Origin of the sequence: Leptospira chreensis, from assembly GCF_016919165.1 — a bacterium.
Classification (GTDB): Bacteria; Spirochaetota; Leptospiria; order Leptospirales; family Leptospiraceae; genus Leptospira_A; species Leptospira_A chreensis.
Genome location: NZ_JAFFPS010000057.1, coordinates 172,984 through 199,983, shown reverse-complemented (window position 1 = coordinate 199,983; position 27,000 = coordinate 172,984). Strand labels below are relative to the sequence as shown.

At 40.7% G+C, this 27,000-nt stretch carries 21 protein-coding genes; 15 read left to right on the top strand and 6 right to left on the bottom strand.

All coding sequences use genetic code 11. From position 1 onward, the window contains the following. The first annotated feature begins 4 nt into the window (after window positions 1–4). Genes JWG41_RS21025 through carB form a run of 3 tightly spaced genes read left to right on the top strand, consistent with a single transcriptional unit; the run spans window position 5 to window position 7,325 of the window. Window positions 5–1,684, top strand: a complete 1,680-nt coding sequence (locus JWG41_RS21025; RefSeq protein ID WP_232374052.1) for an alpha-2-macroglobulin family protein — start codon at window positions 5–7, stop codon at window positions 1,682–1,684. 41 nt (window positions 1,685–1,725) lie between these two features. Continuing rightward, the gene (locus JWG41_RS15940; RefSeq protein WP_205270876.1) at window positions 1,726–3,987 is read left to right on the top strand and encodes a sulfatase family protein; all 2,262 of its coding nucleotides are present in this window, start codon (window positions 1,726–1,728) and stop codon (window positions 3,985–3,987) included. Between the two features lie 17 nt (window positions 3,988–4,004). After that, a complete protein-coding gene (gene carB, locus JWG41_RS15935) occupies window positions 4,005–7,325 on the top strand; it encodes a carbamoyl-phosphate synthase large subunit (RefSeq protein ID WP_205270859.1) in 3,321 nt (1,106 codons plus the stop codon). A 36-nt stretch (window positions 7,326–7,361) separates the two neighbouring features. Here the strand turns inward: carB and JWG41_RS15930 are convergent, their stop codons facing one another. Beyond that, on the bottom strand, window positions 7,362–7,811 hold the full coding sequence (locus tag JWG41_RS15930) for a DUF1499 domain-containing protein (RefSeq protein ID WP_205270810.1): 450 nt from the start codon (window positions 7,809–7,811) through the stop codon (window positions 7,362–7,364). Window positions 7,812–8,452: 641 nt separating this feature from the next. Between JWG41_RS15930 and JWG41_RS15925 the strand changes: the two genes are divergently transcribed. Further along, window positions 8,453–8,956: a TetR/AcrR family transcriptional regulator gene (locus JWG41_RS15925; protein WP_205270811.1), complete on the top strand. Its 504-nt coding sequence runs from the start codon at window positions 8,453–8,455 to the stop codon at window positions 8,954–8,956. 12 nt (window positions 8,957–8,968) lie between these two features. After that, on the top strand, window positions 8,969–10,057 hold the full coding sequence (locus tag JWG41_RS15920) for an alkane 1-monooxygenase (protein ID WP_205270812.1): 1,089 nt from the start codon (window positions 8,969–8,971) through the stop codon (window positions 10,055–10,057). 101 nt (window positions 10,058–10,158) lie between these two features. Here JWG41_RS15920 and JWG41_RS15915 read toward each other — a convergent pair whose 3' ends face one another. The 3 genes from JWG41_RS15915 to ispG are packed head-to-tail and all read right to left on the bottom strand — an operon-like array spanning window position 10,159 to window position 15,197. Beyond that, window positions 10,159–11,400 carry a hypothetical protein gene (locus tag JWG41_RS15915; RefSeq protein WP_205270813.1) on the bottom strand — a complete coding sequence of 414 codons (1,242 nt, stop codon included), beginning with the start codon at window positions 11,398–11,400 and terminating at the stop codon, window positions 10,159–10,161. After that, window positions 11,397–13,082, bottom strand: coding sequence for a DUF2339 domain-containing protein (locus tag JWG41_RS15910; protein WP_205270814.1), 1,686 nt, complete (start codon window positions 13,080–13,082; stop codon window positions 11,397–11,399). The genes JWG41_RS15915 and JWG41_RS15910 overlap by 4 nt, the downstream gene beginning before the upstream one ends. A gap of 42 nt (window positions 13,083–13,124) precedes the next feature. Continuing rightward, the gene (gene ispG / locus JWG41_RS15905; protein ID WP_205270815.1) at window positions 13,125–15,197 is read right to left on the bottom strand and encodes a (E)-4-hydroxy-3-methylbut-2-enyl-diphosphate synthase; all 2,073 of its coding nucleotides are present in this window, start codon (window positions 15,195–15,197) and stop codon (window positions 13,125–13,127) included. A gap of 138 nt (window positions 15,198–15,335) precedes the next feature. On the opposite strand from ispG, the gene JWG41_RS15900 reads away from it, so the two are divergent. From JWG41_RS15900 to JWG41_RS15855, 10 genes are read left to right on the top strand one after another with little or no spacing between them, the layout of a single operon-like run. Next, window positions 15,336–15,620: a hypothetical protein gene (locus JWG41_RS15900; protein WP_205270816.1), complete on the top strand. Its 285-nt coding sequence runs from the start codon at window positions 15,336–15,338 to the stop codon at window positions 15,618–15,620. Beyond that, on the top strand, window positions 15,617–16,693 hold the full coding sequence (gene mutY, locus JWG41_RS15895) for an A/G-specific adenine glycosylase (RefSeq protein WP_205270817.1): 1,077 nt from the start codon (window positions 15,617–15,619) through the stop codon (window positions 16,691–16,693). The genes JWG41_RS15900 and mutY overlap by 4 nt, the downstream gene beginning before the upstream one ends. 20 nt (window positions 16,694–16,713) lie before the next feature. Beyond that, on the top strand, window positions 16,714–19,446 hold the full coding sequence (locus JWG41_RS15890; RefSeq protein ID WP_205270858.1) for a sensor histidine kinase: 2,733 nt from the start codon (window positions 16,714–16,716) through the stop codon (window positions 19,444–19,446). After that, window positions 19,443–19,859, top strand: a complete 417-nt coding sequence (locus JWG41_RS15885; RefSeq protein WP_135632817.1) for a response regulator — start codon at window positions 19,443–19,445, stop codon at window positions 19,857–19,859. Before JWG41_RS15890 ends, JWG41_RS15885 begins: the two co-directional genes overlap by 4 nt. Before the next feature lie 21 nt (window positions 19,860–19,880). Next, complete coding sequence (locus JWG41_RS15880; RefSeq protein ID WP_205270818.1) at window positions 19,881–20,156, top strand: Smr/MutS family protein; 276 nt, start codon at window positions 19,881–19,883, stop codon at window positions 20,154–20,156. Next, window positions 20,153–21,688: a (R)-citramalate synthase CimA gene (cimA, locus tag JWG41_RS15875; protein WP_205270857.1), complete on the top strand. Its 1,536-nt coding sequence runs from the start codon at window positions 20,153–20,155 to the stop codon at window positions 21,686–21,688. The genes JWG41_RS15880 and cimA overlap by 4 nt, the downstream gene beginning before the upstream one ends. Further along, entirely contained in the window at window positions 21,685–22,251 is a 567-nt protein-coding gene (gene pth / locus JWG41_RS15870) for an aminoacyl-tRNA hydrolase (RefSeq protein WP_205270820.1), read from the top strand. Before cimA ends, pth begins: the two co-directional genes overlap by 4 nt. A 53-nt stretch (window positions 22,252–22,304) precedes the next feature. Continuing rightward, the gene (locus tag JWG41_RS15865) at window positions 22,305–22,889 is read left to right on the top strand and encodes a YqaA family protein (RefSeq protein WP_205270821.1); all 585 of its coding nucleotides are present in this window, start codon (window positions 22,305–22,307) and stop codon (window positions 22,887–22,889) included. Continuing rightward, window positions 22,890–23,111 carry a hypothetical protein gene (locus JWG41_RS15860; RefSeq protein ID WP_205270822.1) on the top strand — a complete coding sequence of 74 codons (222 nt, stop codon included), beginning with the start codon at window positions 22,890–22,892 and terminating at the stop codon, window positions 23,109–23,111. 1 nt (window position 23,112) lies between these two features. After that, entirely contained in the window at window positions 23,113–24,372 is a 1,260-nt protein-coding gene (locus tag JWG41_RS15855) for a replication-associated recombination protein A (RefSeq protein ID WP_205270823.1), read from the top strand. A gap of 46 nt (window positions 24,373–24,418) precedes the next feature. On the opposite strand, the gene JWG41_RS21260 is transcribed toward JWG41_RS15855, so the two are convergent. Continuing rightward, window positions 24,419–26,527 carry a SpoIIE family protein phosphatase gene (locus JWG41_RS21260; RefSeq protein ID WP_332461303.1) on the bottom strand — a complete coding sequence of 703 codons (2,109 nt, stop codon included), beginning with the start codon at window positions 26,525–26,527 and terminating at the stop codon, window positions 24,419–24,421. Window position 26,528: 1 nt separating this feature from the next. Beyond that, on the bottom strand, window positions 26,529–26,849 hold the full coding sequence (locus tag JWG41_RS21015; RefSeq protein ID WP_232374046.1) for a type III-B CRISPR module-associated protein Cmr3: 321 nt from the start codon (window positions 26,847–26,849) through the stop codon (window positions 26,529–26,531). Between the last annotated feature and the right edge of the window lie 151 nt (window positions 26,850–27,000).

The window sequence follows — 27,000 nt, the reverse complement described above, 5'->3', positions numbered from 1 at the left end:
CATCTTGGCTTCCGGGGAAACCAAAGTCGTTTTTTGGGATCTGACTGTTCCTGAAAATACCACCAAACGGAAGTTCCGTCTAGAAGTATCGGCACCGAACGGAACGGTTCTGGATCAAATGTCCGTGGAACAAAAAGTTTTACCAGTGGATACAGAAAGGGTCTACCAAGCAGGACTCTTTTTATATGAATCTCCCATTAAAGAATCGGTTCGGGTGCCTGAGGGATCAGCACCAAACTCTGGTAAAATGGTATGGAAGGCTTCACCGACCATTCTCACAAGTCTTACTGGCATCCAAACCTATTTCCAAAATTACCCTTACTACTGTATGGAGCAACGTGTATCCAAAGCCATTGGTCTTAAATCCGAAGCTTTGTGGAGCGAAGTATCAAACGACTTAAATTCCTTTTTGGATTATGATGGGCTTGTGAAGTATTTTGCCAGAATGGAACATGGAAGTGAAATTCTTACCGCTTATGTGCTCACATCTGCAAGTCTTGCGAATCAAAAAATTCCTGAGGATAGTTTGGGACGAATGATCGCAGGACTCCAAGGGTATTTGGAGGGCCGCGTGAGCGGGGAGCGTTACAAATTCGGGGCGGACTCTGTGGTGAGAAAGATCATCGTTTGGGAGGCGCTCACTAGATACCAAACTTATGAATGGGAACAAGTGCGTCCTATCTTTGACGGAATGGAATTTTTACCAACGGCATCTCTCATTGACCTGGCTGAAATTTGGGGGAGAGTGGATGGAGGAGATAGCTCTGTTAAATCTCGCCTGACAAGTACTTTGCGATCAAGACTCAATATCCAAGGTTCCGAACTTGTGGTTGCCGATTCTGGTTTTACCAATCCTTGGTGGATTTTGGGAAGCCGTGATTATACAATGGCAAAACTTTTACTTTGGGCATTTGCAGAACCAAGTTATAAAAAAGATATGCCTCGCCTCATCAAAGGCTTTGTCAAAATGCAAAAGAGGGGAAGTTACGATACCACTCTTGGTAATGCCTATTCCATTTTGGTTTTTGACCGAGTGAGTAAACTTCTGGAATCAGAAAAAGTCACAGGTGGAAAATTAAAAATCCAATCAGCGAAAGAAACCTTGAATTTAGAACCTAACGGAAAACAAACGGTATCCCAATCCATTGGAACCACACCGGAATCTGTTTCTGTCAGTTATGATGGAAAGGGTAAACCTTGGGTGGAGTGGTCTGTAAACTCCATCCTTCCTCTGAAAGCTCCGATCTCCAGTGGTTACCGATTGAAACGAACCTTCGAACCGATCCAAGTGGCCAAACCCGGAGTTCTCTCCAAAGGAGATACCGTTCGAGTCACGATTGAGATCCAAGCGGACTCCGATAAAACTTGGGTGGTTGTAGAAGATCCGATTCCACCGGGATCACTCCCTCTCGGCCGAGGTTTTGGTCGCGAGTCCATCATTTCTCAGGAGGGAAAAACCGGGGATTCTTCCTACTATTTGAGTTTTGAGGAAAAGACCCTCTCCCAGTACAGAGCGTATTTTGAATATCTCCCTAAGGGAACTCATACTTTGGAACATAGCTTTCGGTTGAATCATTCAGGAAGTTTCAAAATGCCTGCCACTCGAGTCGAGGCTATGTATTCTCCCGAAACTCATGCCGAATGGCCGAATGAAACCGTAAGGATTTCGGAGAACGGGTACTAGGAAAAGTTTACGGAATCGGGGGTTCTGGAATTATGACTCTAATGGGTCCGAACCAAGCCCCTCTTTTCCCGATCCGAATCCTAAGAATCGCTCTTTGGTTTACGGTTTTTTTTTATCTATTTTTTTTAATCTTTAATACAAGTTTTACCATCATGGGAGTCGATGTCGGTGACTTCCTTAAACAATACTTAGGTGCTTTTTTTGGAGTTTATCTCTCCACCACATTCAAAGTTTTTTCTGTTTCCCTCTTTTTACACCTCACTCTCTTTTCTCTTGTTTACTTAACCTATCATTTCCTCGGTAGAAGAGAGGTTCCTTGGTATGGGTTATCCGTTTGGGTTCTACTCATTGAATGTTTGGCTCTTTGCCATTCGATGGTCAGTTTCCCTCAGATTTATGGTGAGTTCTTTTTCTTTCGTTATCCTTCCTTGGCTCACTTCCTTTATTTTTTAACCGATCATACAAACCCTGGTTACTTTAGTTTGGTTTTGGGAACTCTCCTTTTTGGATTCCTCTCTGTCCTTTTTCGACAAATTTATCTTCATAAAAATAAAGAAAGTTTTTTGGCCCTTGTGCATGTGCTGGTTCTAGGACTTGTCCATACATCCGGTCACTATATGGTGGGGATTTTCTATTTTGCGATTTTATTTTGGCAAGGTAAAGAATACCAAAGAATTCATATTAAGTCTTACGGACTCATCCTCATCCTTTTAGTCCTTCTTTATCTAGTGCCTAGTGTCTGGAATCAAATTGATGCTCTGACACATTCTAAAGAAAAAGGCAAACCTCCTGTTTTTATTTTATCAGCAGATTCATTAAGATATGATAAAGTAGGATTACAAATCGATGGTAAAAGCATCACACCAAACATTGATTTGTTTGCAGCTGATAGTTATGTGTTCCATGATCACCATACAACCATTCCTCGCACTTTTCCAAGTTGGGCCGATTTATTAACCGGACAGTATTCGATGAGCCATAAGGTTCGGGATATGTTCCCATCCCTAGAAGAAAAACAAAGGATTGGTTCGGCTTCTTTTCCTACCATCCAACAAATGTTAAAGGGACTAGGTTACCGAAGTTATGCCGTGGGAAGTTTTGCCGCAGATATCTTTCCCCGTGCTAACTTTGGTTTCGATGAAGTGCTCGCACCGAATTTTAACGCCCGTATTATGACGGTTCAGCGAACGGCTGAATCCCAACTTTTCCTTTTGCCCTTTCTGACTGGATCTTGGTTTTCTGGCAAAATGTATTTGGAGGAGATGGATGGACTTTCTACTTGGGGAGATGGGACTCGTATTTTGGACCGGTTCCGTTCCATTGTCAAACGAGAAGGAGATTCTCCTTATTCGGTGACTTATTTTTCGAGTGTCATTCATTTCCCTTACACACCCGCATATCCTCATTATAAAACTTTTACTGATCCTAACTACTATGGTAAGTATAAGTATTTAAAGTTTGTGGATCCTACAAATTCCACGGTTCCAAATGCAGAGGAAACCAAACAAATACGGGGATTGTTTGATAGTGCGGTTTCTGCTTTTGATGCAGAATTGGGGAATATCATTTCTGAATTGAAATCCCGAGGCATTTATGATGAGGCTATCATCATTCTCACGGCCGACCATGGGGAAGCATTGTATGAAGATGTTCATGGGCAAGGGCATGGAGAACACCTTCGTGGAGAAGCCGTAACTCATGTTCCTTTGTTCATTAAATTTCCTAAATCGAGAAATGAAACAAAAGCGGATCATGAATTTTTTGGAATCACATCCAGTGTAGACATCTATCCCACTCTAATGGAATATTTTGGAATCACCACTAAATCAAAGTTTCCTGGGCAGTCATTATTACAAGTCCTTGGAAAAACAAATTGGGAAGGGGAGAGATCTGTCTATGCAGAAACAGGAATTTGGTTTTCTGATACAGGTGACCACTTCTTCCAAAAACAAAGAATTCCCTATCCGAATATTTTATCTCTCCACCAAGTAGTTCCGGAAGAGGACTACCAAATTATGATCACAGATCCCATCTATAGAGAAACCATTGCTTTCTCAAAACATAGGTCGGTTCAAAATTCTAATTATAAACTAATTTATATCCCCACGCGTCAAGGTGTGGTTTTTGAATTGTATGATCGAAAAAAAGATCCTTTAAATAGAAAGAATCTTTATCCCCATCACCCCGCTGCAGCAAAAATGAAAGACTTGTTGTATCAAACGGTGATCCAATGGGAAGATGCGACTCTCGCTGGAGAGTATTTAATACCAAGTTCTTTATCAGAAATCAATGAAACTAAATAAGGAAAAAAGAGGAAACTATGCCGCAACGTAACGACTTAAAATCAATTTTGATCATCGGATCCGGACCTATCGTCATCGGGCAGGCATGTGAATTTGACTACTCGGGGACTCAGGCGACCAAAGCCCTCCGAGAAAAAGGAATACGAGTCATCCTCGTAAATTCAAATCCAGCAACGATCATGACGGATCCCGATCTTGCCGATGCCACTTATATCGAACCACTCACAGTCCCTGTCTTAGAAAAGATTATTAAAAAAGAAAAACCTGATGCCATCTTACCAACGGTAGGTGGGCAAACGGCCCTCAACTTAGCCTTAGCACTTCATCGAGAAGGTGTTTTGGAGAAATACAATGTAGAACTCATTGGTGCAAAGGTTGATGCCATTCGCAAAGCGGAAGACAGAGAACTTTTCAAACAAGCGATGGAAAAACTCGGAATCCGTGTCGCCAAATCGTTTATGGTTTCCGACATGGAAGCTGCAAGAAAAGCAAAAGATGAAATTGGATTTCCTATCATTATTAGACCGGCATTTACCCTGGGGGGAACTGGAGGTGGAACTTGTTATGAAGAATCTGAATTCGAAGAAATTGCCCAACAAGGTCTTTCTGCATCTCCCATATCACAGGTATTAGTCGAAGAATCCGTGATGGGTTGGAAAGAATTTGAATTGGAAGTGATGCGAGACCTCGCCGATAACGTGGTCATCATTTGTTCTATTGAAAATTTAGATCCAATGGGTGTTCATACAGGGGATTCCATCACTGTTGCACCACAACAAACTTTAAGTGATAAAGAATACCAAAGACTCCGTGATATGTCGATTGATATCATTCGAGAAATCGGAGTAGAAACTGGTGGTTCCAATATTCAATTCGCAGTGAATCCAGAAAATGGTGATGTCATTGTGATTGAAATGAATCCTCGTGTTTCTAGATCTTCTGCCTTGGCATCAAAAGCAACCGGCTTTCCCATAGCAAAAATTGCAGCTCTATTATCTATCGGTTATACCTTGGATGAGATTCGAAACGATATCACCCGAGTGACACCAGCAAGTTTTGAACCATCCATCGATTACGTCGTTACAAAGATTCCAAGATTTGCTTTTGAAAAATTTCCAGGTTCTGATAATACCTTAGGTGTTCAGATGAAAGCGGTCGGAGAAGCAATGGCTATTGGTCGTAACTTCAAAGAAAGTTTTCAAAAAGCTCTCCGTTCTTTGGAAACCGATAGATTCGGTTTTGGAAGCGATGGATATTTGAAAGAACTTTTAGAATGGGAAGCTGTTCCCAAAGAAGAAAGAAAAACTTGGCTTACCGCGAAAGTAAAACGGCCCACAGACAAACGCATTTTTTACGTAAAGATGGCCTTTGATTTTGGGATGAGTGTAGAAGAGATTTTTGATATTTGTAAAATTGATCCTTGGTTTCTCTATCAATTCGAAGAGTTATTTCAACTTGAAAACAAGTTTCGAAAAGAGGGAAAGGCCATCATTGAAGAAATGAAAAAGGCCGGATTTTCCAACCGACAACTCGCCTTTCTAACAAAAGAAGAACAAATCCTCGCTCAAGTTCGCAGTGGTGCAGCCATTGAAATTACGAAAGCAAAAGTGGAAAAAACCCTCAGAGAGGAAGAGGAATCCATTGAAAAATACTTAGAAGATAAAAATGTCCGTCCGGTTTATAAACGAATTGATACTTGCGCGGGTGAGTTTGAAGCCTTCACCCCTTATATGTATTCCTCTTATGATGAGGAAGATGAATCGGATGTAACTTCTAAAAAGAAAGTAATGATTCTTGGTGGTGGGCCGAATCGTATCGGTCAAGGGATTGAGTTCGACTATTGTTGTTGCCATGCTTCCTTTTCCTTACAAGAAGCAGGAGTGGAATCCATTATGGTAAACTCCAATCCAGAAACAGTATCCACGGATTATGATACTTCGGACAGGTTATACTTTGAACCATTAAGTCTCGAAGATGTCATGGCGATTTTCAAAAAAGAAAAACCAGATGGAGTCATTGTTCAGTTAGGTGGTCAAACTCCACTAAAATTGGCAAAGTCACTTGAAAAACGTGGTGTTCCGATTCTGGGAACAAGTCCTGATTCCATTGATCGGGCAGAAGATCGGAAACGTTTTGCTGAGGTTTTAGAGAAACTAAGTTTGAAGTCACCTGATAACGGAATCGCAGCTTCTAAGGATAAGGCAAGAGAGATCGCAAGAAAAATCGGCTATCCAGTGCTTGTTCGACCTTCCTATGTATTAGGCGGAAGGGCGATGCTCATTGTTAACGAAGAATCGGAACTAGATAAATACATGGAAGAAGCAGAAGAGGTATCGGAAGATAGACCACTTCTCGTAGATTCCTTTTTGCAAGATGCTGTTGAAGTGGATGTGGATGCACTATGCGATGGAAAGGATGTGTTCATTGCTGGAATTATGGAACATATTGAAGAAGCGGGAATCCACTCCGGTGACTCTGCTTGTGTGTTGCCACCACAAAATATCTCACAACGTATGTTGCAAGAAATTGAAGAAGCAACTTACCGTTTGGCTTTAGAGTTAGATGTTAAGGGTTTGATCAACGTACAATATGCCATTAAAGAAGAAACACTGTATGTCTTGGAAGTAAATCCTCGCGCGTCAAGAACCGTTCCTTTTGTTGCAAAATCAATCGGGATTCCAATCGTAAAAATTGCCGTGCGATTGATGTTAGGTGAACCATTGGCTTCTTTCAAACTAGGAAAACGTTTTTCTGCACCGATGATTACGGTTAAGGAAGCCGTGTTGCCGTTTAGTAAATTTCCTGGCGTGGATACAATCCTTGGTCCAGAAATGAGGTCCACTGGTGAAGTTATGGGTGTTGCTGTTACAAAAGGGGAAGCCTTTGTGAAAGCACAGATCATGGCTGGAGAAGAACCACCTAAACATGGAACCGTATTTGTGACTATCAATGATAAAACGAAGAAAGAGTTACTTGAGCCAGTGCGTTCTTTGTCCAACTTAGGGTATAATATCATTGCAACAGAAGGAACCCATAAATTTCTTTCTGATAATGGAATTCTCTCTAGTAAAATTAACAAAATTTACGATGGATACTTTCCGAATGTAATCGACTATATCAAAGAAAAGAAGATCCATTTGATTATCAACACTCCCTTATCAAGAGTCACTCGTGAGAATGCTTTTACGATCCGTCAAGCTGCGATTAAGTATAAGGTTCCTTGTTTGACGACTGCTCAAGCGGCTAAGGCGTTGATTCATGGTTTGGTGGAAATGAAAGATAAAGGATTCTCCGTGAATTCCCTTCAGGAAATCCACGCGAATCACAAAAAGAACTAAATTGAAAACAAGGATTTAGAAAGTTTAACGACTCTGTTAGATTTCTAGATCCTTTAGTATCGACTCAATTCGACTCCGGTTCACACCTAAATCTGATTTCCCCAACCTTGATGCGGACCGGAAGTGAAGGAGTTTATTTTTCTCATCGAAATAGAATTCCACATCATCAACATATCGCATGAGTCTAGAAGTAAACTCGGTGTAAATGTAGTTTGGATTTTCTTGTATGATTTTGGTTCTCGGACTTTGTTCTAATTTCAGTTTTAAAATAGCAAAAGCTTCCTTTAGATTTTTTTTATAAGGGACTGCTCCCCGGTAATGTTCCTTATCTGTCGGTTCCGCAAAGCTACTAACACAGTTTGGAGTTGTGGGACAATCAGCCAATCTTTCGGATTTGATTCCCAGGAAATCGGGTCTTGTCCCTGTACAGCCAAGGAAAAAAGAAAGGGATAGGAAAAGGAAAAAGGGGATGGTTTTTAAGTTCATTGATGCCTCTGTGAGATTCCTTGTATTGGACGGTTCTTTTTTCCTATTGGATAAAAATTCGTCTCACTGGAAAAGGTAAGTCAGTTACTTTTTCCAGTCGCGCACTTTTGGAGCTGGTTTTCTTACGAAAGTCACACACCAAGGCAACTGACCTTCCTTGGAAACAGACTTTTCTTAGAAACTGACCTACCTTGGAAACAGACTTTTCTTAGAAACTGACCTACCTTAGAAACTGACTTTCTTTAGAAACTGACTTTCTTTAGAAATTGACTTCCCAAAATCCCTCCCTCAGGATCGAAACTTCCTTACCCGCCATTTCCTACCCAAAATAACCTAGATTCTCTCCTTCCCCTCGTTTTCTTGATCCCGTTTTCTCGCTTGAATTTTCCTTGGATGCGCTCGTACTTGTGCCTATTCCCTCGCGAAACAGATCGGGTTTGCATTTTTAACTAGGGAAAAGTCTAATGTTAGATGGAAATAAAGTGGGAAGTATGGAAAACTATGGTAACTAAGAAAAAAAGATGGACAAACCGTGGTCTCAGTAATTATATAAAACAAACGTTCGATATAAAAAAGGGCAACGCCTTATGCCTAAAATAGTCGATCACGATCTCTACCGGATAGAGCTTTTGACGAAGTGTATGCCTATCTTCGTTTCCAAAGGGGTGTCTTCGGTTTCGATGCGTGAGTTATCTAGTGCACTCGGGGTTTCTACGGGAACTCTTTACCATTACTTTCCAACGAAAGAGATTCTATTTGAATCTATGGTAAAACAGCTCGTTGCCATCGATGCAAAAGAGATTACCGAACTATCGGAAAGTCATTCGGCTCTTTCGGACATTATGAATTTTGTCGCCTCACGTGAGTCGCATTTTATGAACTTGATGTTACTTGCGGTGGATGTGAAGCGGCAGTTAAGTGAATCAGATGAGTTGGTAAAGTTAGTCGAGGATTCATTTGATTTATATCGGACAGCTTTGGATCGATTTTTTCCTGCGGATACCAATGCAACGAGTGGCAGGGCTTTTTTATCTTTTTTTCTCGGCGCTCTGTTTTTGAAAAATAAAGCAACGAAAGAAACGGGTTGGCCTGAACTTTTTGCTGGATTGGAGAACTTGAAGGTATTGTTTCAAAACACAGAATAAGGAGAAAGGATTATGACTCTCACCAAACGACTTAGTTTTTTACTTTGTTATGTTTTGCCAATTTTAGCAGTGATTGCTGAAGGGATGGGGGGAGTATCTTATTTGATTGTTCCCATAATAGTTTTTATCCTTTTACCAGTGTTGGATTTGATATTAGGAAGGGATAAATCCAATCCAACCGAAACAAGTTTTCAGAATCTTCAAAACGATTCCTATTTTCGTTATCTGACACAAACCTGGGCTTACGTTCAGCTAATATTTGTCATTTGGTCGGTCTATCGAATTGTTTCATACCCGCATACAACCTTTGAGTTTGTTTTATTTGCCGTTGCAGTGGGAATTGTTACAGGTGGGATCGGGATCACTGTGGGTCATGAACTGGGGCATAAAAATACTCGGTATGAACAGTTCCTATCCAAAATGATTTATATGACAGTGTGTTATATGCATTTTTATATAGAACACAATCGCGGCCATCATACTCATGTTTCCACTCCGAATGATCCCGCGTCTTCCAAAAAGAACCAATCATTCTATAGGTTTTATCCACAGACTGTTTTTGGAGCCTACAAATCTGCTTGGGAATTGGAGAAAAGGCGTTTGTCTAAATTAGGACTGGGAATTTTACACTATAGAAATGAAATGATCTGGTATTCGATCATCACCCTTCTTTTCCTAACGAGTCTTGTTTTCTTTGGATCATTCTTAAGTAGTAAAGGAATTCGTTGGGATGTACTTGGATTTTTACTTTTACAATCATTCGTTGCATTTTCACTTTTGGAGTTAACAAATTACATTGAACATTATGGTTTGAAGCGAAACGAAGTTTCTAATGGTCGGTTTGAAAAAGTATTACCAATCCATTCTTGGAATCAAAATTACTTTGTATCCAATGCGCTTTTGTTCCAATTACAAAGGCACTCGGACCACCATGCCAATGCGGGAAGGCGTTACCAAACCCTTCGCCATTTCGAAGAAGCTCCCCAATTGCCCTTTGGTTATGAAGTCATGATCCTCATTGCTCTTTTTCCTCCACTCTGGTTTTCCATGATGAATCCCATTTTGGAATCTTGGGAAAAGAAGAGTCTCGTGCAGTCATAGTCAATTGGATCGGAGAGGGAATCGCTTCTTTCAGGAGAGGTTTATAGAATCTCAGTTTTCTCTCACGGAGAAAGTTGTCTCCGTGAGATTTGGACTTGATGTTATTTAGATTCTGATTCTGCGAGCACAGAACGTTTTGTTTTTAGAATCGAAAATAACAGAAATAACAATGCGGCAACACCCAAATAAAAGAATCCAGATGCCAAATAACCGGAGATAGGTGGGTATAGGATACTGAAACTAAAATCAGGGTTTTCTGATTCCGCAAGGAGGGTTCCTGATTTTATATCATCGCTTTTGATTTCATCACTAGACGGGTAGGAGTAGGAATCAAAACTCGCTGGCCATTGGTAAGGGTTCCCATAGTAGAGAGAGTATCCGTCTTTGTTCCCGTCCCCGTTGGCAAAAAAATAGATTTCTTCGAGTGGTTGCACAGAAACTACGTTTGTTAGGTGCAGTGTTTCATTTTCTCCATCATAAATTCGAATTTCGAATTCAGAGCTAATCGTGCGCGAAAGAGGAATTTCTGTGTATGGACCTTCCGCTTTGTTATGACTCACAGTCCCTTCAAATACAGTATCCCATTCCTTTTTGTCAATTTTACCGCGAACAGTGATCCTTCGTTCCCAATTCCCTTCTTCAAATTGTAATTTCAGAATTTGAAAAGCTGCTTGTGGTTCGTTGGGAAACAAAAACTGGCAATCGTTTTCTGCAAGGATGGGATTTGGTACAGAATGCGATTTTTCATAATATAGATTTTTGTTTTGTTTGGCGCGAAGGGCTGTTGGGAATTTTAAATCAGAACCAGGCTCTGCTTCCAATCGAAGAAAACGGTGTTTGGTCCCACCTAGGTCAATTTCCCCAGAAGATTGGCTTCCATATTTATAGAGAAAAACAGTCTTTGAATCTATGAAATTATCAGGGTTGTCACCTAACTTTAAAGTGATGGATGTTTCATAGTCATAGGCGCTGGATACAGAAAGTTTAGTATAGTTCATTCCTTCCGGTAGTTTCGGAAGTTCCAATACATAGATTTCTAAATCGTCTTTTTTCGAAAAAAGAAGTTCTGGTTTTACCTTTTCTGTATTTTTCGAAATTTCCTCGGCATTTTGAATATGGTAAGGAACAATCTCCCCATTGTAAGCGAGCCTCAAGTCTCCATAAAAAGAATGTTTGTAGAAATCTTCATCTAACATAAGTTTTACAACACCGTTAGGAGAAAGATTCCCTGAGATCTTCAGATCTTTTTTATATTTAAAGTTCTGAACAGCAAGGGGTCTGCTTGTCACTTGGGTTGTGATTGAAATAAAAAATAGAATGGGTAGTATAAGTTTGGTCTTCATTTTGTTTCCTTTTTGAAATGATTGTAGAATTTTCCCGTGACGATAAGAGTCACACCTAAGAATAAACCTGCTAAAATTCGGTATCCTAAACTCAAATTCCAAAAATCATAAAGATAGAATTTGATGATGACAAGGGCCAAAGATCCGAACCCTACATAACGTAGAGATTGAATCTTTTTTCCAAATCCGATGGATAAAGCCACGAGTCCATAAAGAATCAAACTGAGTGTGTAGAGGAATAACTGTTTCTCTTCGGGGAAGCCGAGATAGATTTCTACAAAGGTTCCGAGTAACCAATACGGATAGGCTGCATACAAGAAGACCTTAGAGAACTCAGAAAACTTTCTACTATAGAGATAAGAAAGTAGCAAATACACAGATCCTGTAGCAAAAACCAAAAACCTTCCATTCAGGAATGGGATTTCGTTTTGAGAACGATAGGTGAAGGCAAAGATATAGAACAGAGCAAAAAACCAAACAGGAAAGGCCGCCCAGTACATATAAAGTTGTTTGGAATAGGTTGAGGCCACCGTGACAAGAAATGCAAAACTGATCAGGCTAAAAGCCAAAAGTTTTCCAGAGGTTCCGATCACAATCAAACTGACAATGAAAGGGAGGCCAAAAAGTCCAATCAGATCATAGAGTTTTTTCTTCTCTAAACTAAGCTCTGTTCGTCTGAGGGAGCGTTCATACAATCCATAAAATAGAATGAGTAGGAGAGTGAGTAAAAATGGTTTGGCGATTGGATAGAATACCGAGAAAGCCCAAAAGGATTGGATGAATCCGAGTGCTAAGGTAGAACCAATGGTAATGAGTGTTAGAATCGGTTCCTTGGATTTTGTAGTTTCTAATGTTTTAAACTCTCTTAGTAAAAATAAAACAAAAACACCCAATTGGAAACTGATCGGAAAAAAAGGTTTGGCATCTACCAAGTTATCATTGGCCCAACCAACAAAGATAAGGTGGTTTGCCGCAAGGAGGAGAAGGGGGATGACTTTCCAACCCGTATCCTTTCTCACCCAAAAGAATAGAACATTCCATAAGAGTAAATATGTGAATAAAAATGGGTAGGAGTTTTGACCTGTGGAAAGAAGGAGTGGGACAAGAAAAGCACCTAGAGAGGCAAATCCAAATAACACTTCACTTTTTTGTGCATGGGCAATGGCCACCGCTGTCAAACTGAGGATGAGTAGACCCACAAAACAGGTTTCTGTAGAGTACAAATCATACCACAAATACCCAGAGTAATAAGCAGAGAAGAGGACGGCAATCCCGAGTCCCATAAAGCTTGGGGAAAGATAGGGTCTTGATTTTCGAACCCTATATCCATAGATAAGGATGGGAATGGCTAAAACAAGGCCGATCCAAATACGGACTGATTCATTGATCCAATACTCTTCAATGGCTAAATAGAAAAACCAAATGGATGCAAGTAGAAGTGAGAGCACTCCGAGCTTTACAAACAGATTTTCGCCGATCCATTGGACGAACCAGTTGGGTCCATCGTTTAATGGAACTTCTGTTTGGTGGTATTCTACGGCAACCGGTTTGGAAACAGGCGGGGTGGACTGTTTCGGAGTTTGGGGACTTGTGAGAGAGAGAACTCTTTCTTTTAATAAAGAAAGTTCTCTCTCCATAGACTGAATCCTTGTCAGGATTTCTTTCGTTTCTTTTTCTTCCACGGTGGAAATGGTTCACATCCGTGGAAGGAGGGGAACTACTTTTTATTCGGGATCGCTCCACATTCCATTTTCACGAATGAGGTCAATGAGTTGGTCAGCGGCTTCTCCTTCCGAGACACCTTTTTTTACAATTTCTTTCCCTTTGTAGAGATGAACCTTACCAATTCCGGCACCTACATACCCAAAATCGGCATCTGCCATCTCCCCCGGGCCGTTGACTATACAACCCATCACCGCAATTTTCACACCTTTCAGATGCCCCGTTCTTTTTTTGATCATGGCAGTTGTGGACTGTAAATCAAACATGGTGCGACCACAAGAGGGACAAGATATATACTCTGTCTTTGTTAGGCGAAGTCTTGTGGCTTGCAAAATATCGAAACTGAGAATGAGCGATTCTTCGGGTTCCCCGTCCCCGTATGATAAACGAACCAGATCTCCGATTCCGTCCAGGAGACTTCCACCCACTTGGATGGAAGATTCGTAAAGCAGTGATTCTTTGTCACCTGTGTGGGTGACAAGGGCGATGGGATAGTCTGATTCCCGTAAATGAAAAGCTAGTTTTCGAACAGTCAGTAAATCCCCATTTTTAACAGAAAAGATAAGGTTTTCTATCTTTCGTTTTTGGGATTCCCTAACGATTTTTTCTGTTAGGTGGATGTCTTTGGCGTCGATACTCCATTCCACAGTTCGTTTGTCTTTGGCAAAACGTGTGACAAAATCCAAAAGATCATCCCAGGATTCTTCTGATTCCTTAAAAAAAATATCAGGGCTAATGACCCATTTTTGGATGCGGTAGAGGTCTTCTGCCAAACTATCATATTGATAGGTTAACTCTTTGGAAAGTTCCACGGAAACTGGCAAAGGAAAAGATCCTCGCCTCGCCATGGTTCCGAGAGAAATCAAATCCAACTCGGAATCAATTTTGAAATGGAGGAGTTCGGGAATGCGGCCCGACTTGGTTTCTCTTTGGATAAGGTTTAAAACTTCTTCTGCGGATTCGGATCCAAAAAAAGGAAAACTAATTTCGATACGAACGGGGGAGCTGTCTCCGAGTTTTGTATCCCCTAGATTTAATTCTTTGGAATAGAATCTCGAGTATTGGAAAGGATCACGAAACTCGGTATAGATAGTTTCCTTGTTTTTTGATGATGCGTCTTTTGAAAGGGAAAGCTGATCCTCGGCGTTCGAAGTTTGTGTTGTCGATTGTGTATGGATTTCTTTTAGAAAACTTTCGTTGTATTTACGAACGAGTTCTTTGGCAACGGGGATTTCATAAATTGCATCTTCTGTGAGAGACACACGGATGGTGTCCCCAAGTCCGTCTTCGAGTAAACTTCCAATTCCAATCGCAGATTTAATCCTTCCGTCTTTTCCGTCCCCGGCCTCAGTGACACCTAAATGTAAAGGATAGTCCATTCCCAAATCATAAAACCGGGAAACTAACATACGATAGGCTTGGATCATCACTTGTGGGTTAGAAGCCTTCATGGAAACTACAATATCTTTGTAAGAATTTCTTTCGGCAATGCGGATGAATTCCAATGCAGATTCCACCATACCGAGGGGAGTGTCCCCAAACCGGTTCATGATCCGATCAGAAAGGCTTCCGTGATTGGTTCCTATCCGCATAGCAACACCTAGTTCTTTAGAACGTAAAACAAGGGGTGTGAAAACTTCTTCGATTCTTTCTAATTCTTCGTTATAATCTTTGTCTGTATATTCTATGATTTCAAATTTCTTTTTGTCTGCAAAATTGCCTGGATTGATTCGCACCTTCTCCACCCATTCTACGCATTTTAGTGCCACTTGCGGAGTGAAATGAATGTCTGCCACTAGAGGGACTTTGAGACCAAGTTCTTTCATTCTTTTTCGAATCTCTGGCAAATTATCTGCATCGGCTTGACTGGGAACTGTTAGGCGAACAATTTCGGAACCAGCTCTTTCTAAGTCAGCAATTTGTTGTATACTTGCATCCGTATCTCTTGTGTTAGATGTAATCATGGATTGGATACGAATTGGATTTTTTCCTCCAATTCCCACACCTCCCACCATCACTTCTCGGGTAGGACGTCTTTTGTAGAAAAATGGCGATTCGTTATATTTGGTGCTCATTTGAATCTTATGTTCTCATTATCTAGGAAATTAAATTCGAATTTTTGGGCAAGCAGTATGAAAAAAATCCGTTGGTTTCAATTTCCCTCTCTCCCAGACCGAAAATCTATTTAGGAAGAATACCTGAGTTCTTAAACGATGAATACTGAAGTAAAACAAGGATTACAGCGAAAATACCGGGTGCAGGTCACAGTGGCAATCTACCGAGAGGGGAGTTTGTCTTATAAAAGTGAAATCCTTTCCCCAGCCTATTACGACAAACGCCAGGAAGCTCGTGACCATATCCGCCAAGAAATTCGCGAAAGGTTGGCTCATTCCAAATTCTTCCGTTCCACACGTTTGGACTACGATCTCGTCCGCTACACAGAAGAGGGGAGTTGTAATACCTACCTCAGATACAGCATACAAGATTCGGAAACTTGATCCCGCAAAAAAAACTACACGATTGGTACCAAATTCATAAAAGGGACCTCCCGTTTCGAAAGAAAAAACAAGCATATCCAATTTGGATTTCTGAAGTGATGCTTCAGCAAACGCGCGTTAATGCGATGTTGCCTTTGTATGAATCCTTTATCAAACGATTTCCCACGCCCGAAGCCTTAGCCTCTGCCTCAGAAGATGAGGTCCTTGCCCATTGGAAAGGACTTGGGTATTACAGTCGGGCTCGCAATATCAGAAAAGCCGCCATTTTTATTGTACAAAATTATAATGGATCCTTTCCCAAAGATCTAAATTCGGTTTTGCAACTTCCGGGAATTGGAAACTATACTGCACGTGCCATCCTGTCCATAGCCTATGACTTACCTTTGGCTGTTTTGGATGGGAACGTCAAACGAGTTCTCTCTCGTTATTATGGTTATACGGAAAACATTCTTGGTTCCAAAGCAGACAGCGACTTACAAAAGAAAGCCGATGGATTTTTAAATACAGACCATCCCGGGGATCATAACCAAGCCATGATGGAACTAGGGGCCACCCTTTGTTTGCCGGAATCTCCGAAATGCCTGTTATGCCCCTTGACTGATTCTTGTTTTGCGAGGATCCACCAAAAGACAAGTGAGATCCCTCTTCGAGAAAAGGACAAAAAACAGATCCAACTGATCGCAGAGATATGGGTTCTTTTTTACAAGGAGTCCATCCTCCTCGTTCGGGAACCAAAAATGCGTTTTTTAAAGGAGATGTTCCATTTGCCTTATGGATTTACCGGAGAAATTCCCGGGGATGCTTACGAACCCACACCGTTCTTTTTGTCCTTAAGAGAAACATTGTCGGATCCAGATTCCAAACCAATCGGCCAATTCAAACATACCATCACCCATCATAAGATGGTTTTTTCTGTTCTCCGTTCTCGATTGAAAGAAAAGGACCGGATAGAAGGCCTGACAAAGAAATTTGGTGTAGAAAGTAAGTGGGTCACTCTTTCCACTTTGGATACGGAATTCCCCTCGTCCCTCGCTTCTAAGGTAAAAAAGATTTTGCTTTACTTAGAACCCTAGTTCGCTACGATTCACGGGCTATGGCCGAGATCATTGTTTGGATCGAACATCTTGTTTCCAACATCCCATTACCCATTTTGGAGGTTTGGGGCCGGTTCTCTTTTTTACTCGGATCTATCATTTCGATATTTGCATTCACTGGATTTACCTTTCGAAACGGAAAAACATTTCGCATTTCTCGTGAGGTTTGGAATTGGAACTTAACTAGTTTCTACTGGTTTCTCATCACCTTTGTTTCCATCTTTCTGACTGGGTATTTGGGGAGTTCCATTGTCCTCATCCCGGGAGCACAAACCCTTGAAAGTCTCAAAGACCTCTCTGTTTTTCTTTGTTTGAATTTTTTTGGATACCCGGCTCTCCTTGCTGTGCCCTTTGCTTACGGACTTTCCGATTTGATTGAAGGAGTCCCTCCCGAATTTCTCTGGGACTGGTTACCCGGTTACTTTATCAATCCCAGTTTGTTTTGGTTGTCCTACCAAATGATAGGTAAGTCACCTGACTTTCGTAAGTTTCGCATATGGGTGTATTATCTTTTATTTGTAATTTTGTTTTTGATCCTCGAACCTTTTTTGTGGGGGTATTTGTGTTCGGAACAATTTGGTGCCGAAATCTCTTACCATACAATTAGTTCGGCCCTACTATTCACAACGGGAATCACTTGGATTTTAGCTCCTTTCGCCATGGTGTTTGTTTTCCCGCTGGTAAGAAGGTTGGGATTTTTTTGGGCTGAGGTTCCAGACCAAGTCAAAGAAGTCACCCTTTCAGAACCAATCACCATTTGGAAGTCGGGACCAGACGAATTCGAAACCTTACAACCCGACTTAGAAATACGGACAGGTATTTCGTTACAACTTTTCATAGTGACACCTTTCGTCTGTTTGGTTTTATTTTTGGTGGGTGTCACCGCTTACGTAACATTAAAAAATGCAGAAGGGTCTGCCTACCAGATGGTGGAAGTTTTACATAGACAATGGTCCAAAAATATCAACCTGAGTTTGGATCGGTATTTATCTGAGATAGCCATCTCTTCTAAAAAAAGTTATGATACGCCTGGACTCATTGAAGTTCTGGATGTTTCCAAAGTTAATACTCATGGTCGTGTATTTTTACTGGATGAACATTTGAATCCATTGGCCTCTTTATCTTCTGAGGTTGGTAAAACAAGATTACTCGAAACAGTCAGAGTGGAACTAAAGAAACTCGGTAACGAAATTAATACTTCAGAAAAAACAGATAGTCTTGCCATACTCACAAGAAAACCACTCTCTCGCGAGAACTGGAATGCGATGGTCACCATCTATACCCATCCTAACTTAAAAGAAAAAACATACCTCATTACTTTGTTTCCATATTCTTTTTATTTGAGTGGCGTGATTTCCGGAAATAGTGAATCGGCTATGGTTTTTGCTTGGGCGATTCTTCTCAGTTTGGTCCTGGCCATTGTGGTTGCAGAGTTTGTGACAAGACCTGTCCTCTCTTTTGCCAAAGCATCGAAATCACTCGCTCGCGGTGATTGGGACATTCCGGTGGGTGAGAGTATGATTGCCGAACTCAAAGACCTGTCAGAAGCCTTACGTTTTATGTCTTCGGAGCTCAAACAAAGTTTCAAACGTGTGGAAGAAAGCCAACGTTTGGTGATGGAAACCAATTCTAATTTAGAAGAAAAAATTGGGCAAAGGACGGAAGCTCTCATCGAAAGCAATCGTAGTCTTGTCGAGATGATTGAGACAAAAGAAAAAATCCTAATCGATTTACATAAAACACAAACCCAACTTCTTATGAGCGAAAAATTGGCTGCTCTCGGTCAATTTGCTGCTGGGATCACTCTTGTATTGAATACTCCCCTGGGTGCGATTACATCCAGTGTGCGGGTTATTTCAGTATTCATTAAAAATTTTATTATCAATATTCCTGATTTTTTAGAATCTTTGAATCTTTCGGAAAGAGAAGACTTTCGTCACCTATTACAGATGGGTGTATCTTTTGGTTCTCGTAATTCCGGTTTACTCAGTCGTGCGGAAAAAAAAGAACGATTGGGAATTTTAAATTCCCATCAAATCGAAAATCCAGAAGAGATCATTGAAGATTTGACTTCTCTTGGTATTTTACAATTAGAAGATCCACTTTTAAAAATTTTGAAAAAACCAAAGTCTGGAATTATATTACAAAACGTACTTATTTTGGGGAGTTTGTATCGTTTGGTTTATATTGTACAAACAGCTACAGAAAAAGCCTCTCATGTTGTGAATGCACTCAAACATTATTTATACACTGATCGTTCGGAAACAGAAACAAATTTTCAAAATGTTCATATCCCTACAGAACTCGATTCTATTCTTACCTTATACCAAACAAAAATTAAAAACGATGTGGAAATTACCAAGTTTTATACAACAGCTGATTATTGTTTGGCGGAAAGAGATAAACTCAATCAAGTTTGGATCAATCTCATTAACAATGCCTTACAAGCAATGGACTATAAGGGAAAAATAAAAATCTCTGTGACTTCCAATACAAATTTTGTGATCACTGCTATCCATGATACAGGAAAAGGGATTGCCCCTGAAATTCACGATAAGATCTTCTTACCTTTTTTCACTACAAAAAAACATGGCGAAGGCATTGGGCTTGGGCTTGACATTTGTAAACAAATCGTAGAAAAAATGAAGGGTACCATAGAATTTTCGTCAGATGATATGGGTACGGAATTTAGAGTTTATTTGCCAAAAGCACAAGAAGGGGAAAGAGATTGAATATTACGCAGCTACAACATGAGAAAAACGCAATCCTATGTGTGGATGACGAGCCTATTCTTCTTCTTTCCCTCGTACAAGAACTAAAACGCGAGATTGGTGGGAGTTACACGTACGAAACTGCCCAAAATCCCGAAGAAGCAATGGAAGTCATCGATGATCTTTGTAGTTCGGGAGTGGAAGTCATTCTCATCCTGTCGGATTGGCTCATGCCGGGAATGCGGGGCGATGAGTTTCTCATCCAGGTTCACCAAAAATACCCACAAATTAAGTCCATCCTCATCTCGGGTCATGCTGATCGCGATGCCATCAACCGTGTCAAAGAAGAGGCAAAAACCTACGCTATTTTTTCCAAACCTTGGAATACCAGAGAACTACTAGATGCCGTTCGTTTCTGTTGCAATTTGACCTAAGTCCCATTTTCTGGACTTAAGGTGCGTACCATCTACATCCGCAAACTCCGATTTGAAGAAGCTCGTATCAAACTCGAGCGGGAACTCCATGATGCTTTTATGGACGGGGAATCCTATGTAGAGATCTTACATGGAATTGGCGAAGGAATCCTTCGGCGAATGGCGATTGACTACGTAGCGACTTGCGATTTTCTGAAATTAGTGGAGACCGATCCGATGTTTCGGTCCAACCCGGGCGCAACGATTGTGGAAATTCTCGCTCCGTCCAAAGAATACATCAAACGATTGAAATCATGACTGAATTAAACCATTCTATAGAAATCCTGGACGTCACTTTGCGAGACGGGGAACAAACCAATGGTGTGTCTTTTTCTTGGCAGCAAAAACTCAATATCACCAAACATCTATTAAAAGACTTAAAAACCGATCGAGTGGAAATCGCCAGTGCTCGTGTATCTCCCGGTGAATTTGAAGCTGTAAAAAAAATTGTAGATTGGGCCAAGTCGGAAGGGCTTCAGAACCGGATTGAAATTTTAGGATTTGTTGATTATGATAAAACCGTAGAATGGATGAAGGGAACGGGAGTTCGAGTCCTTAACCTTTTGACAAAAGGGTCACTCAATCATCTAACAAACCAACTACGAAAAACTCCAACAGAACATTTCTCTGACATCCAAAAAACTGTAGAATACGCTGCGGCCGCAGGAATTACAGTGAATGTTTATTTAGAAGATTGGTCCAATGGATACACTCATTCCCGCGATTATGTTTTAGAATATTTGAGTGTTGTCTCCAAATTTCCTGTCAGCCGATTTTATTTAGCTGATACACTCGGTGTATTGTCACCCCGAGAAGTGCGAACTGCTATCACTGACTTAGTAAAAGAATTCCCCAAACTTTGGTTTGAGTTTCATGGCCATAATGATTATGATTTGGCCGTTGCCAATTGTTTGGAAGCCGTAGAGGCTGGGGTTCGTGGCCTTCATGTGGCTGTGAATGGACTGGGGGAAAGGGCCGGAAACTCACCCTTAGAAGCTGTGGTCACGGCTTTGCATGACAAAACAAAATATCGAACTTCCGTTGTCGAAAGAGAAATCACCAATGCCTCAAGGCTTGTGGAAGTTTTTTCCGGCAAACGAATTTCAGACAATCGTCCAATTGTGGGGGAAGATGTTTTCACACAAACAGCAGGGGTTCATGCTGATGGTGACAAAAAAGGAAATTTATATGCCAATCCCATTTTGCCAGAAAGGTTTGGGCGATCCCGAGTATACGCATTAGGGAAGTTAGCTGGTAAGGCCAGTATCACAGAGAACTTAAAGCAGTTGGGAATGGTTCTTTCACCCGAAATTGAAAAAAAAGTTTTGGAACGAGTGATTGAACTGGGGGATCAAAATAAGACCGTCACCAAAGAAGATTTACCTTATATCATCTCTGACATTACTGGGGAAAATTTGGAAGCCAGTTTCCGGATCGAAACCTGCACTGTGACCAGTGGAATTGGTGTGAAACCCAAAGCCGAAGTAAAGGTCAATTACCAAGGAAAGTATTTTGAAGCCAGTGGATTTGGTGATGGTGGATACGATGCCTTTATGAATGCCCTTGGTAAAATTTTAAAAGAATTGAATATTCAAATTCCCAAACTTTATGACTATGAAGTGAGGATTCCTCCCGGGGGCAATCCCAATGCCCTTGTCGAACCTGGCATTACTGGGAAAGGGGAGGGAGATACCCATCCCATCCGCACGATAGGAATCGACTCTGACCAACAAGTGGCTGCCGTTAAAGCCACGGAACGATTGTTACATATTTTACTCGGAAACGTATGATTCATTTTCTCATTGTTGGCCTTGGAAATCCAGGGGATAAATACAAAAACACACGCCATAACATTGGTTTTATGATTCTTGATGCACTGGCTGCAAGTTTCAGTGTTTCGTTTAAAGATTCAAAAAAATATTTAGATACCACATATACAGGGGAAGGGGACAAAATTCACCTTCTCAAACCCATGGAATTTATGAATCTTTCTGGGAAAGCCACACAAACCCTTGCCAATTTATATAAAATCCCTCCCTCACAAATTCTTGTGATCCAAGATGAAGTGGATCTACCTTTTGGTAAGATAAAAAATAAAATTGGCGGCGGAACGGCGGGCCACAACGGACTAAAGGATATAGTCGCAAAACTGGGTTCTCAAGACTTTCACCGATTGCGGTTTGGTGTAGGGAAACCAGAAAAGGGTGGGATGGAAGTGGCAGATTTTGTTTTGCAAAATTTTAATTCCGAAGAACGAAACAGTTTGGATACGCTCATCAAAGAATCCATTACCAAAGTAGAAGATTGGATCCGAACCAACCGAATTCTCATTCGAAAAGAAAATGGAGCTTAAAGGTTATCATTTCCTCAGTAGGCAAACCTAACGAAAGTTAAAATCAGATTTTTATGACAAAAGAAAAAGAAACTTCCATCAACCTTCGCAACCTCATCTTCCAAACCATCCTTTCTATTGTTCTTGTGCTTGTGATTGTTTTCGGATTGGCCTTTTTCTTTCGCAAAGAACTTCTTGGATTTAGCGAACACTTTGTTCGCATTTTTGGATATTGGGGGCTTTTTGTTGGAATGATCTTTTCAGATAGCCTTCCTGCCTTTGTTCCGCCCGATGCTTTCTTGATGCTTGCCATCACTGGAGAAATGGACCCGTTATTCACCATTCTTTCTATGTCCATTGGAAGTATCATCGGTGGGTCTCTCGCTTATTTTATTGGATTGTATCTCATTCCGAAATTCCATTTGGGAAGACAGATGGTTTTGCATTACGAAGACAAACTCCTTCCTTACCTTCGTAAATATGGATTTGGAGCCGTGGTTTTAAGTGCTCTCACACCCATCCCGTATTCTTGGATGGCTTATACGGTGGGAACATTTAAGATGCGTTATTCTTTGTTTTTACTTGGTTCCCTATTTCGTTTTGTGCGAGTCACTGTTTATTTTTACGCCATGTATCTGGGATGGATCACGGGGGGATAGATGTCAGAAGAACGTTTGTTTCCAAGGTCTGTGGATGAAGTGATCTTAGAGAAGGTCAGGTTTTTCTTTTTACCGGACAGAACGGCTGCCTTTGTTAAAAATTTGGTAGATGGAAAGGTGTCGGAGCGGTCACTCATTTGTTGTAATTCTGGTTGTGATGTTTGTAATGAAACCATATATAATTGTTATATGGCCGTAAAAAAAGAACTGGAAAAAACTTAAGGTGGATTCCCTCTTTTCCCAAAACAAACAAGTTCCCTTAGCCCATGCGGTGCGACCGAAAAATTGGTCTGAGTTTGTGGGCCAAAACCAAGTAGTCCAATCTCTCAAATCCATTCCGAAACCCACCTCCATTCTGTTTTACGGTCCCCCGGGATCAGGGAAAACCACTTTGGCCCATCTTCTCACACAAACTTGGAGTTTGGAAAAACGTTATTTGAGTTGTGTGACGAGTGGTCTAAAAGAAGTGCGAGAAGTTTTGGATGAAGCCAAACGCCGAGGAACCATTGTTTTGTTTTTAGATGAGATCCATAGGTTTTCTTCTTCACAACAAGATGCACTTCTCTCTGCTGTAGAAGAAGGGGAGATCATTTTAATCGCTGCGACCACAGAAAACCCTAGTTTTCGTGTGAATAAAGCCCTCCTTTCGCGAATGCTTGTTTACAGGCTCACTTCTCTTTCTGAAGCAGATGAAAATTTTATCTTTGAATCTTGTCTGGCCAAACTAAACCACAAACGAACTTTTCCTGAGGATTTAAAGAAAGAACTCTTCCGCAGAAGTTCAGGAGATGCTAGAAAACTCCTCGGGTATTTGGAACGAATTCTTAATGCCACAGAAGAAACAGATCAGATCACAGAAACTAAGTTGGCTGAGATTTTAGGGGAGAATGTTATCTTTTATGATAAGAATAGTGAAAGCCATTATGATATCATCTCTGCTTTTATTAAATCCCTTCGCGGGAGTGATCCGGATGCTGCTTTATTTTATTTAGCTTTGATGATTGAAGGGGGAGAAGATCCACTTTTTATCGCCAGACGACTTGTGATTTTTGCCAGTGAAGATGTGGGAAATGCCAGTGTCCATGCCCTTCCCCTTGCGATTGCTACTTGGCAGGCAGTAGAGCGAGTAGGCATGCCAGAAGGAAGGATTCCTTTGGGACAATGCACTACTTTCCTTGCTTCGGCTCCGAAGTCTAATGCTAGTTATTTGGCGATTGATAAAGCATTACAACTCGTTCGGGAAAGAAAAAGAGAATTCCAAATCCCAAACCATTTACGAAATGCACCCACAGCCACTCATAAGAAAGAAGGGGCTGGCAAAGATTATAATTATCCCCATGACTATCCAGATCATTTTGTTCGGGAAAAATACTTTCCTGATTCCTTTTATCCCGCGCCACCTCAGTTCTATGAACCCACAAACCAAGGAATGGAAAAAAACTTAAAAGACCAGTTGCGAAAACTTTGGGGCGATTCAAAATAAAATTCTTTTGTATACTTTTATTAAACTCGTTTCTTCGTTTCTGAACTCATTCCAGTAAAACTTTTTTCTTTTGTTTGGCATAGACATGTTCAATTCGAGTCATATATTTTTCCAATTTCTCTAATTGGGTTTTATCATTTGTGGATTCGATAGCAAAGTTTAAAAATTCCTTAGCCTTTTCAAAGTCTCCTTTTTTGCCATAGAGAACTGCCAAATGGGTTGTGTTCTTTAGGTGTTGTGGTTCCCGAAGGATGAGTCTTTCCGAATATTCAATTGCCTTATTGATCTTTCCTAATTTTTGATACGCAAATGATAAAGATAAGAGGATATGATTACTATCTGCTTTTAAAGACAAATACTCTTCTCCGTATTTGACAGCTTGTTCATATTCATGATTAGCAATTCGAAACTTCACCAAACTTTGTAATACTTCCAAATTACGATGGTTTAGTTCATAAGCACTTTCCAAAAGAATTTGGGCCGCATTCAAATTCCCTTTTCGAATCTCTTGTTTGAACTGGGAAATATGTTCTAATCCTTCACCGTTTGTGAATGGTTCCCGCTCTGATTCTGGAGTGAATTCCAATCGGAAAAGGGATAAGTCATCTGTAAGGTCACCAGTTTGTTGGATGGACCGAACAATTCCTGAAAGTTCTCCTTCTTTTCTTCTCACATGTTCTAAAAATAATGTTTCATCTGTATTTAGGAAATGGTCTCCACTGCAGGCACCATGAACCAAGATATCATCTTTTCCATCCGATCCACCAAGTAGAATGTCCCCTTTTTGTAATTGGAAGGTATTGATGGCAAACCGATCCTGAGGAAGGGTGGCACCGATTTTGAGGTAACTGTATTTTGTTTTGATAAAACTTGCGATTCCATCTCTATATAAAACTAATTGAGGATGTTCTGCATTGACAAAGTATAATAATCCAGACTCATCTTCCACCAAACCAAGAATTAACGAAACAAGCATAGTATAATCAAAACTTTCGAAAGTTTTGTTTAATTCATCGAATACTTCGCGTAACCACTGTTCAGGATATTTGGTTTGGTATTCCTCTCTGTTTTTTGTTCTTTCGATGATGGATCGAAATACAGCTCCGAGGACAAGGGCTCCTGGGGCACCCTGAAGAGATTTTCCCATGGCATCGGCGTTGATAAATACAGTATGTTTTTTTCCGCGTAAGATGACAGTATGAGCTACACAAAGGTCGCCTCCAATTTCTCCATGTTTCCCTTGGAAGGAAAATTCCTTTTTCTGTTTGGTTAAAAATTCAATTTTAACATTGGAACTTTCAATGGTCGTTCCCCTTAAAGGTTTTACGAGTAGGGAAGTTAAATAATAATCCCCGTCTTGGTGGAGTTTGATCCTTTTGATTTCTTCAGCTGCTTCTCTTTTTTCAATTTCATGGGCTATACTCCTACTCATCACCTCAATCACTTCGATAAAATGATTTTCGATAGGCATTCCTCCAATTTCTTCAGAAAAAAATCCAATAGATCCTTCCACTTTCCCATCAATCAAAATGGGAACCTCGATGGACTTTACAAATCCATATTCCTTAAACAACGCCGTCTTTTGTAGGTTGTCTTCTGAAGAAAAAATATCTTCATACACTTCTGTTTTTTTTGTTTGGTTGGCTTTCGAAAAAAACGTATCAACAATTCGTAGTGTCTCTCCCGCTTTGAGTTCTTTGGAGTCACCTTCTATCTGTACGATTTTATATTTATCTTGGTTGATTTGGCTAATGATTCCCACGGGAAAATGGAACAACTGCAATCCAGTTTTGAGATAACCGGAAAATAAATCTTCAATGGAATCAAAATGAGAAGTTGTGAGTCTATGAATTTCTTTTAAAGCGTAACTCAGTGCGTAAACAGATTCAATAGCATGGGAAATGTATGTATCTGATTTTCGTCTTTCTAATTCCTGGGCAGTTCGTACAGAGAGTAATTCCAAAATTCGAATCAATCGGTCCAGATGAGGGATATGTTTGCGATTGAGAATCGCCACAACCCCGATGACTTCTCCTGATCTGGATTTCAATGGATATCCTAAATAATGATTTCCTTTGATGGGTAACACCGATTGAAATCCGGGATAACCTTCTTCCAGGTCTGTGGTGTGGTAGTAAGTTTTTGTTTCGATCACCTCAGAACAAGGGGCAATTTTCCCATTGTAGGTTTTGTGTGGCCGAAAGATCCCCTAAATGTACCAAGGCTAAGGTTTGGAACTGGGACGTATCTTTTTTCCATTCTGCGATCCAAACAGCTGATAGGTGGAAAACATGGGCGAGCCGTAACACTCGGGTTTGGAAAAAATCTCCAGAAGGGGGAGAAAGAACCAAAGAGGAGAATGATTCCAAAATCTCATGTGATTCTCTGGAAATTTCGTAGGGGTTGTAACTGGGTCTCGTTTCTGTAAACATAGTCTGTTTCACTCCTTTCTTTTTAGCAAAGGAATCAGAGAGCATCCTGACAAGGATGATTTCGTTATTACGGATGAATAGTTCGTTATAGCGTATATTCGTTTATATAAAATGCAAAGATTCTAATATGGAAGATCGAGAAGTTTGGGGTTGGATAGGCTATACTGGTTGGTTCTTACATTTAGATGCGGTTTGT

Coding starts and splice junctions, on each gene's coding strand:
- JWG41_RS15940 (WP_205270876.1), top strand. CDS start 1,726: ATGGGTCCGAACCAAGCCCCTCTTTTCCCGATCCGAATCCTAAGAATC.
- carB (WP_205270859.1), top strand. CDS start 4,005: ATGCCGCAACGTAACGACTTAAAATCAATTTTGATCATCGGATCCGGA.
- JWG41_RS15930 (WP_205270810.1), bottom strand. CDS start 7,811: ATGAACTTAAAAACCATCCCCTTTTTCCTTTTCCTATCCCTTTCTTTT.
- JWG41_RS15925 (WP_205270811.1), top strand. CDS start 8,453: ATGCCTATCTTCGTTTCCAAAGGGGTGTCTTCGGTTTCGATGCGTGAG.
- JWG41_RS15920 (WP_205270812.1), top strand. CDS start 8,969: ATGACTCTCACCAAACGACTTAGTTTTTTACTTTGTTATGTTTTGCCA.
- JWG41_RS15915 (WP_205270813.1), bottom strand. CDS start 11,400: ATGAAGACCAAACTTATACTACCCATTCTATTTTTTATTTCAATCACA.
- ispG (WP_205270815.1), bottom strand. CDS start 15,197: ATGAGCACCAAATATAACGAATCGCCATTTTTCTACAAAAGACGTCCT.
- JWG41_RS15900 (WP_205270816.1), top strand. CDS start 15,336: ATGAATACTGAAGTAAAACAAGGATTACAGCGAAAATACCGGGTGCAG.
- JWG41_RS15890 (WP_205270858.1), top strand. CDS start 16,714: ATGGCCGAGATCATTGTTTGGATCGAACATCTTGTTTCCAACATCCCA.
- cimA (WP_205270857.1), top strand. CDS start 20,153: ATGACTGAATTAAACCATTCTATAGAAATCCTGGACGTCACTTTGCGA.
- pth (WP_205270820.1), top strand. CDS start 21,685: ATGATTCATTTTCTCATTGTTGGCCTTGGAAATCCAGGGGATAAATAC.
- JWG41_RS15865 (WP_205270821.1), top strand. CDS start 22,305: ATGACAAAAGAAAAAGAAACTTCCATCAACCTTCGCAACCTCATCTTC.
- JWG41_RS15860 (WP_205270822.1), top strand. CDS start 22,890: ATGTCAGAAGAACGTTTGTTTCCAAGGTCTGTGGATGAAGTGATCTTA.
- JWG41_RS21015 (WP_232374046.1), bottom strand. CDS start 26,849: ATGCTCTCTGATTCCTTTGCTAAAAAGAAAGGAGTGAAACAGACTATG.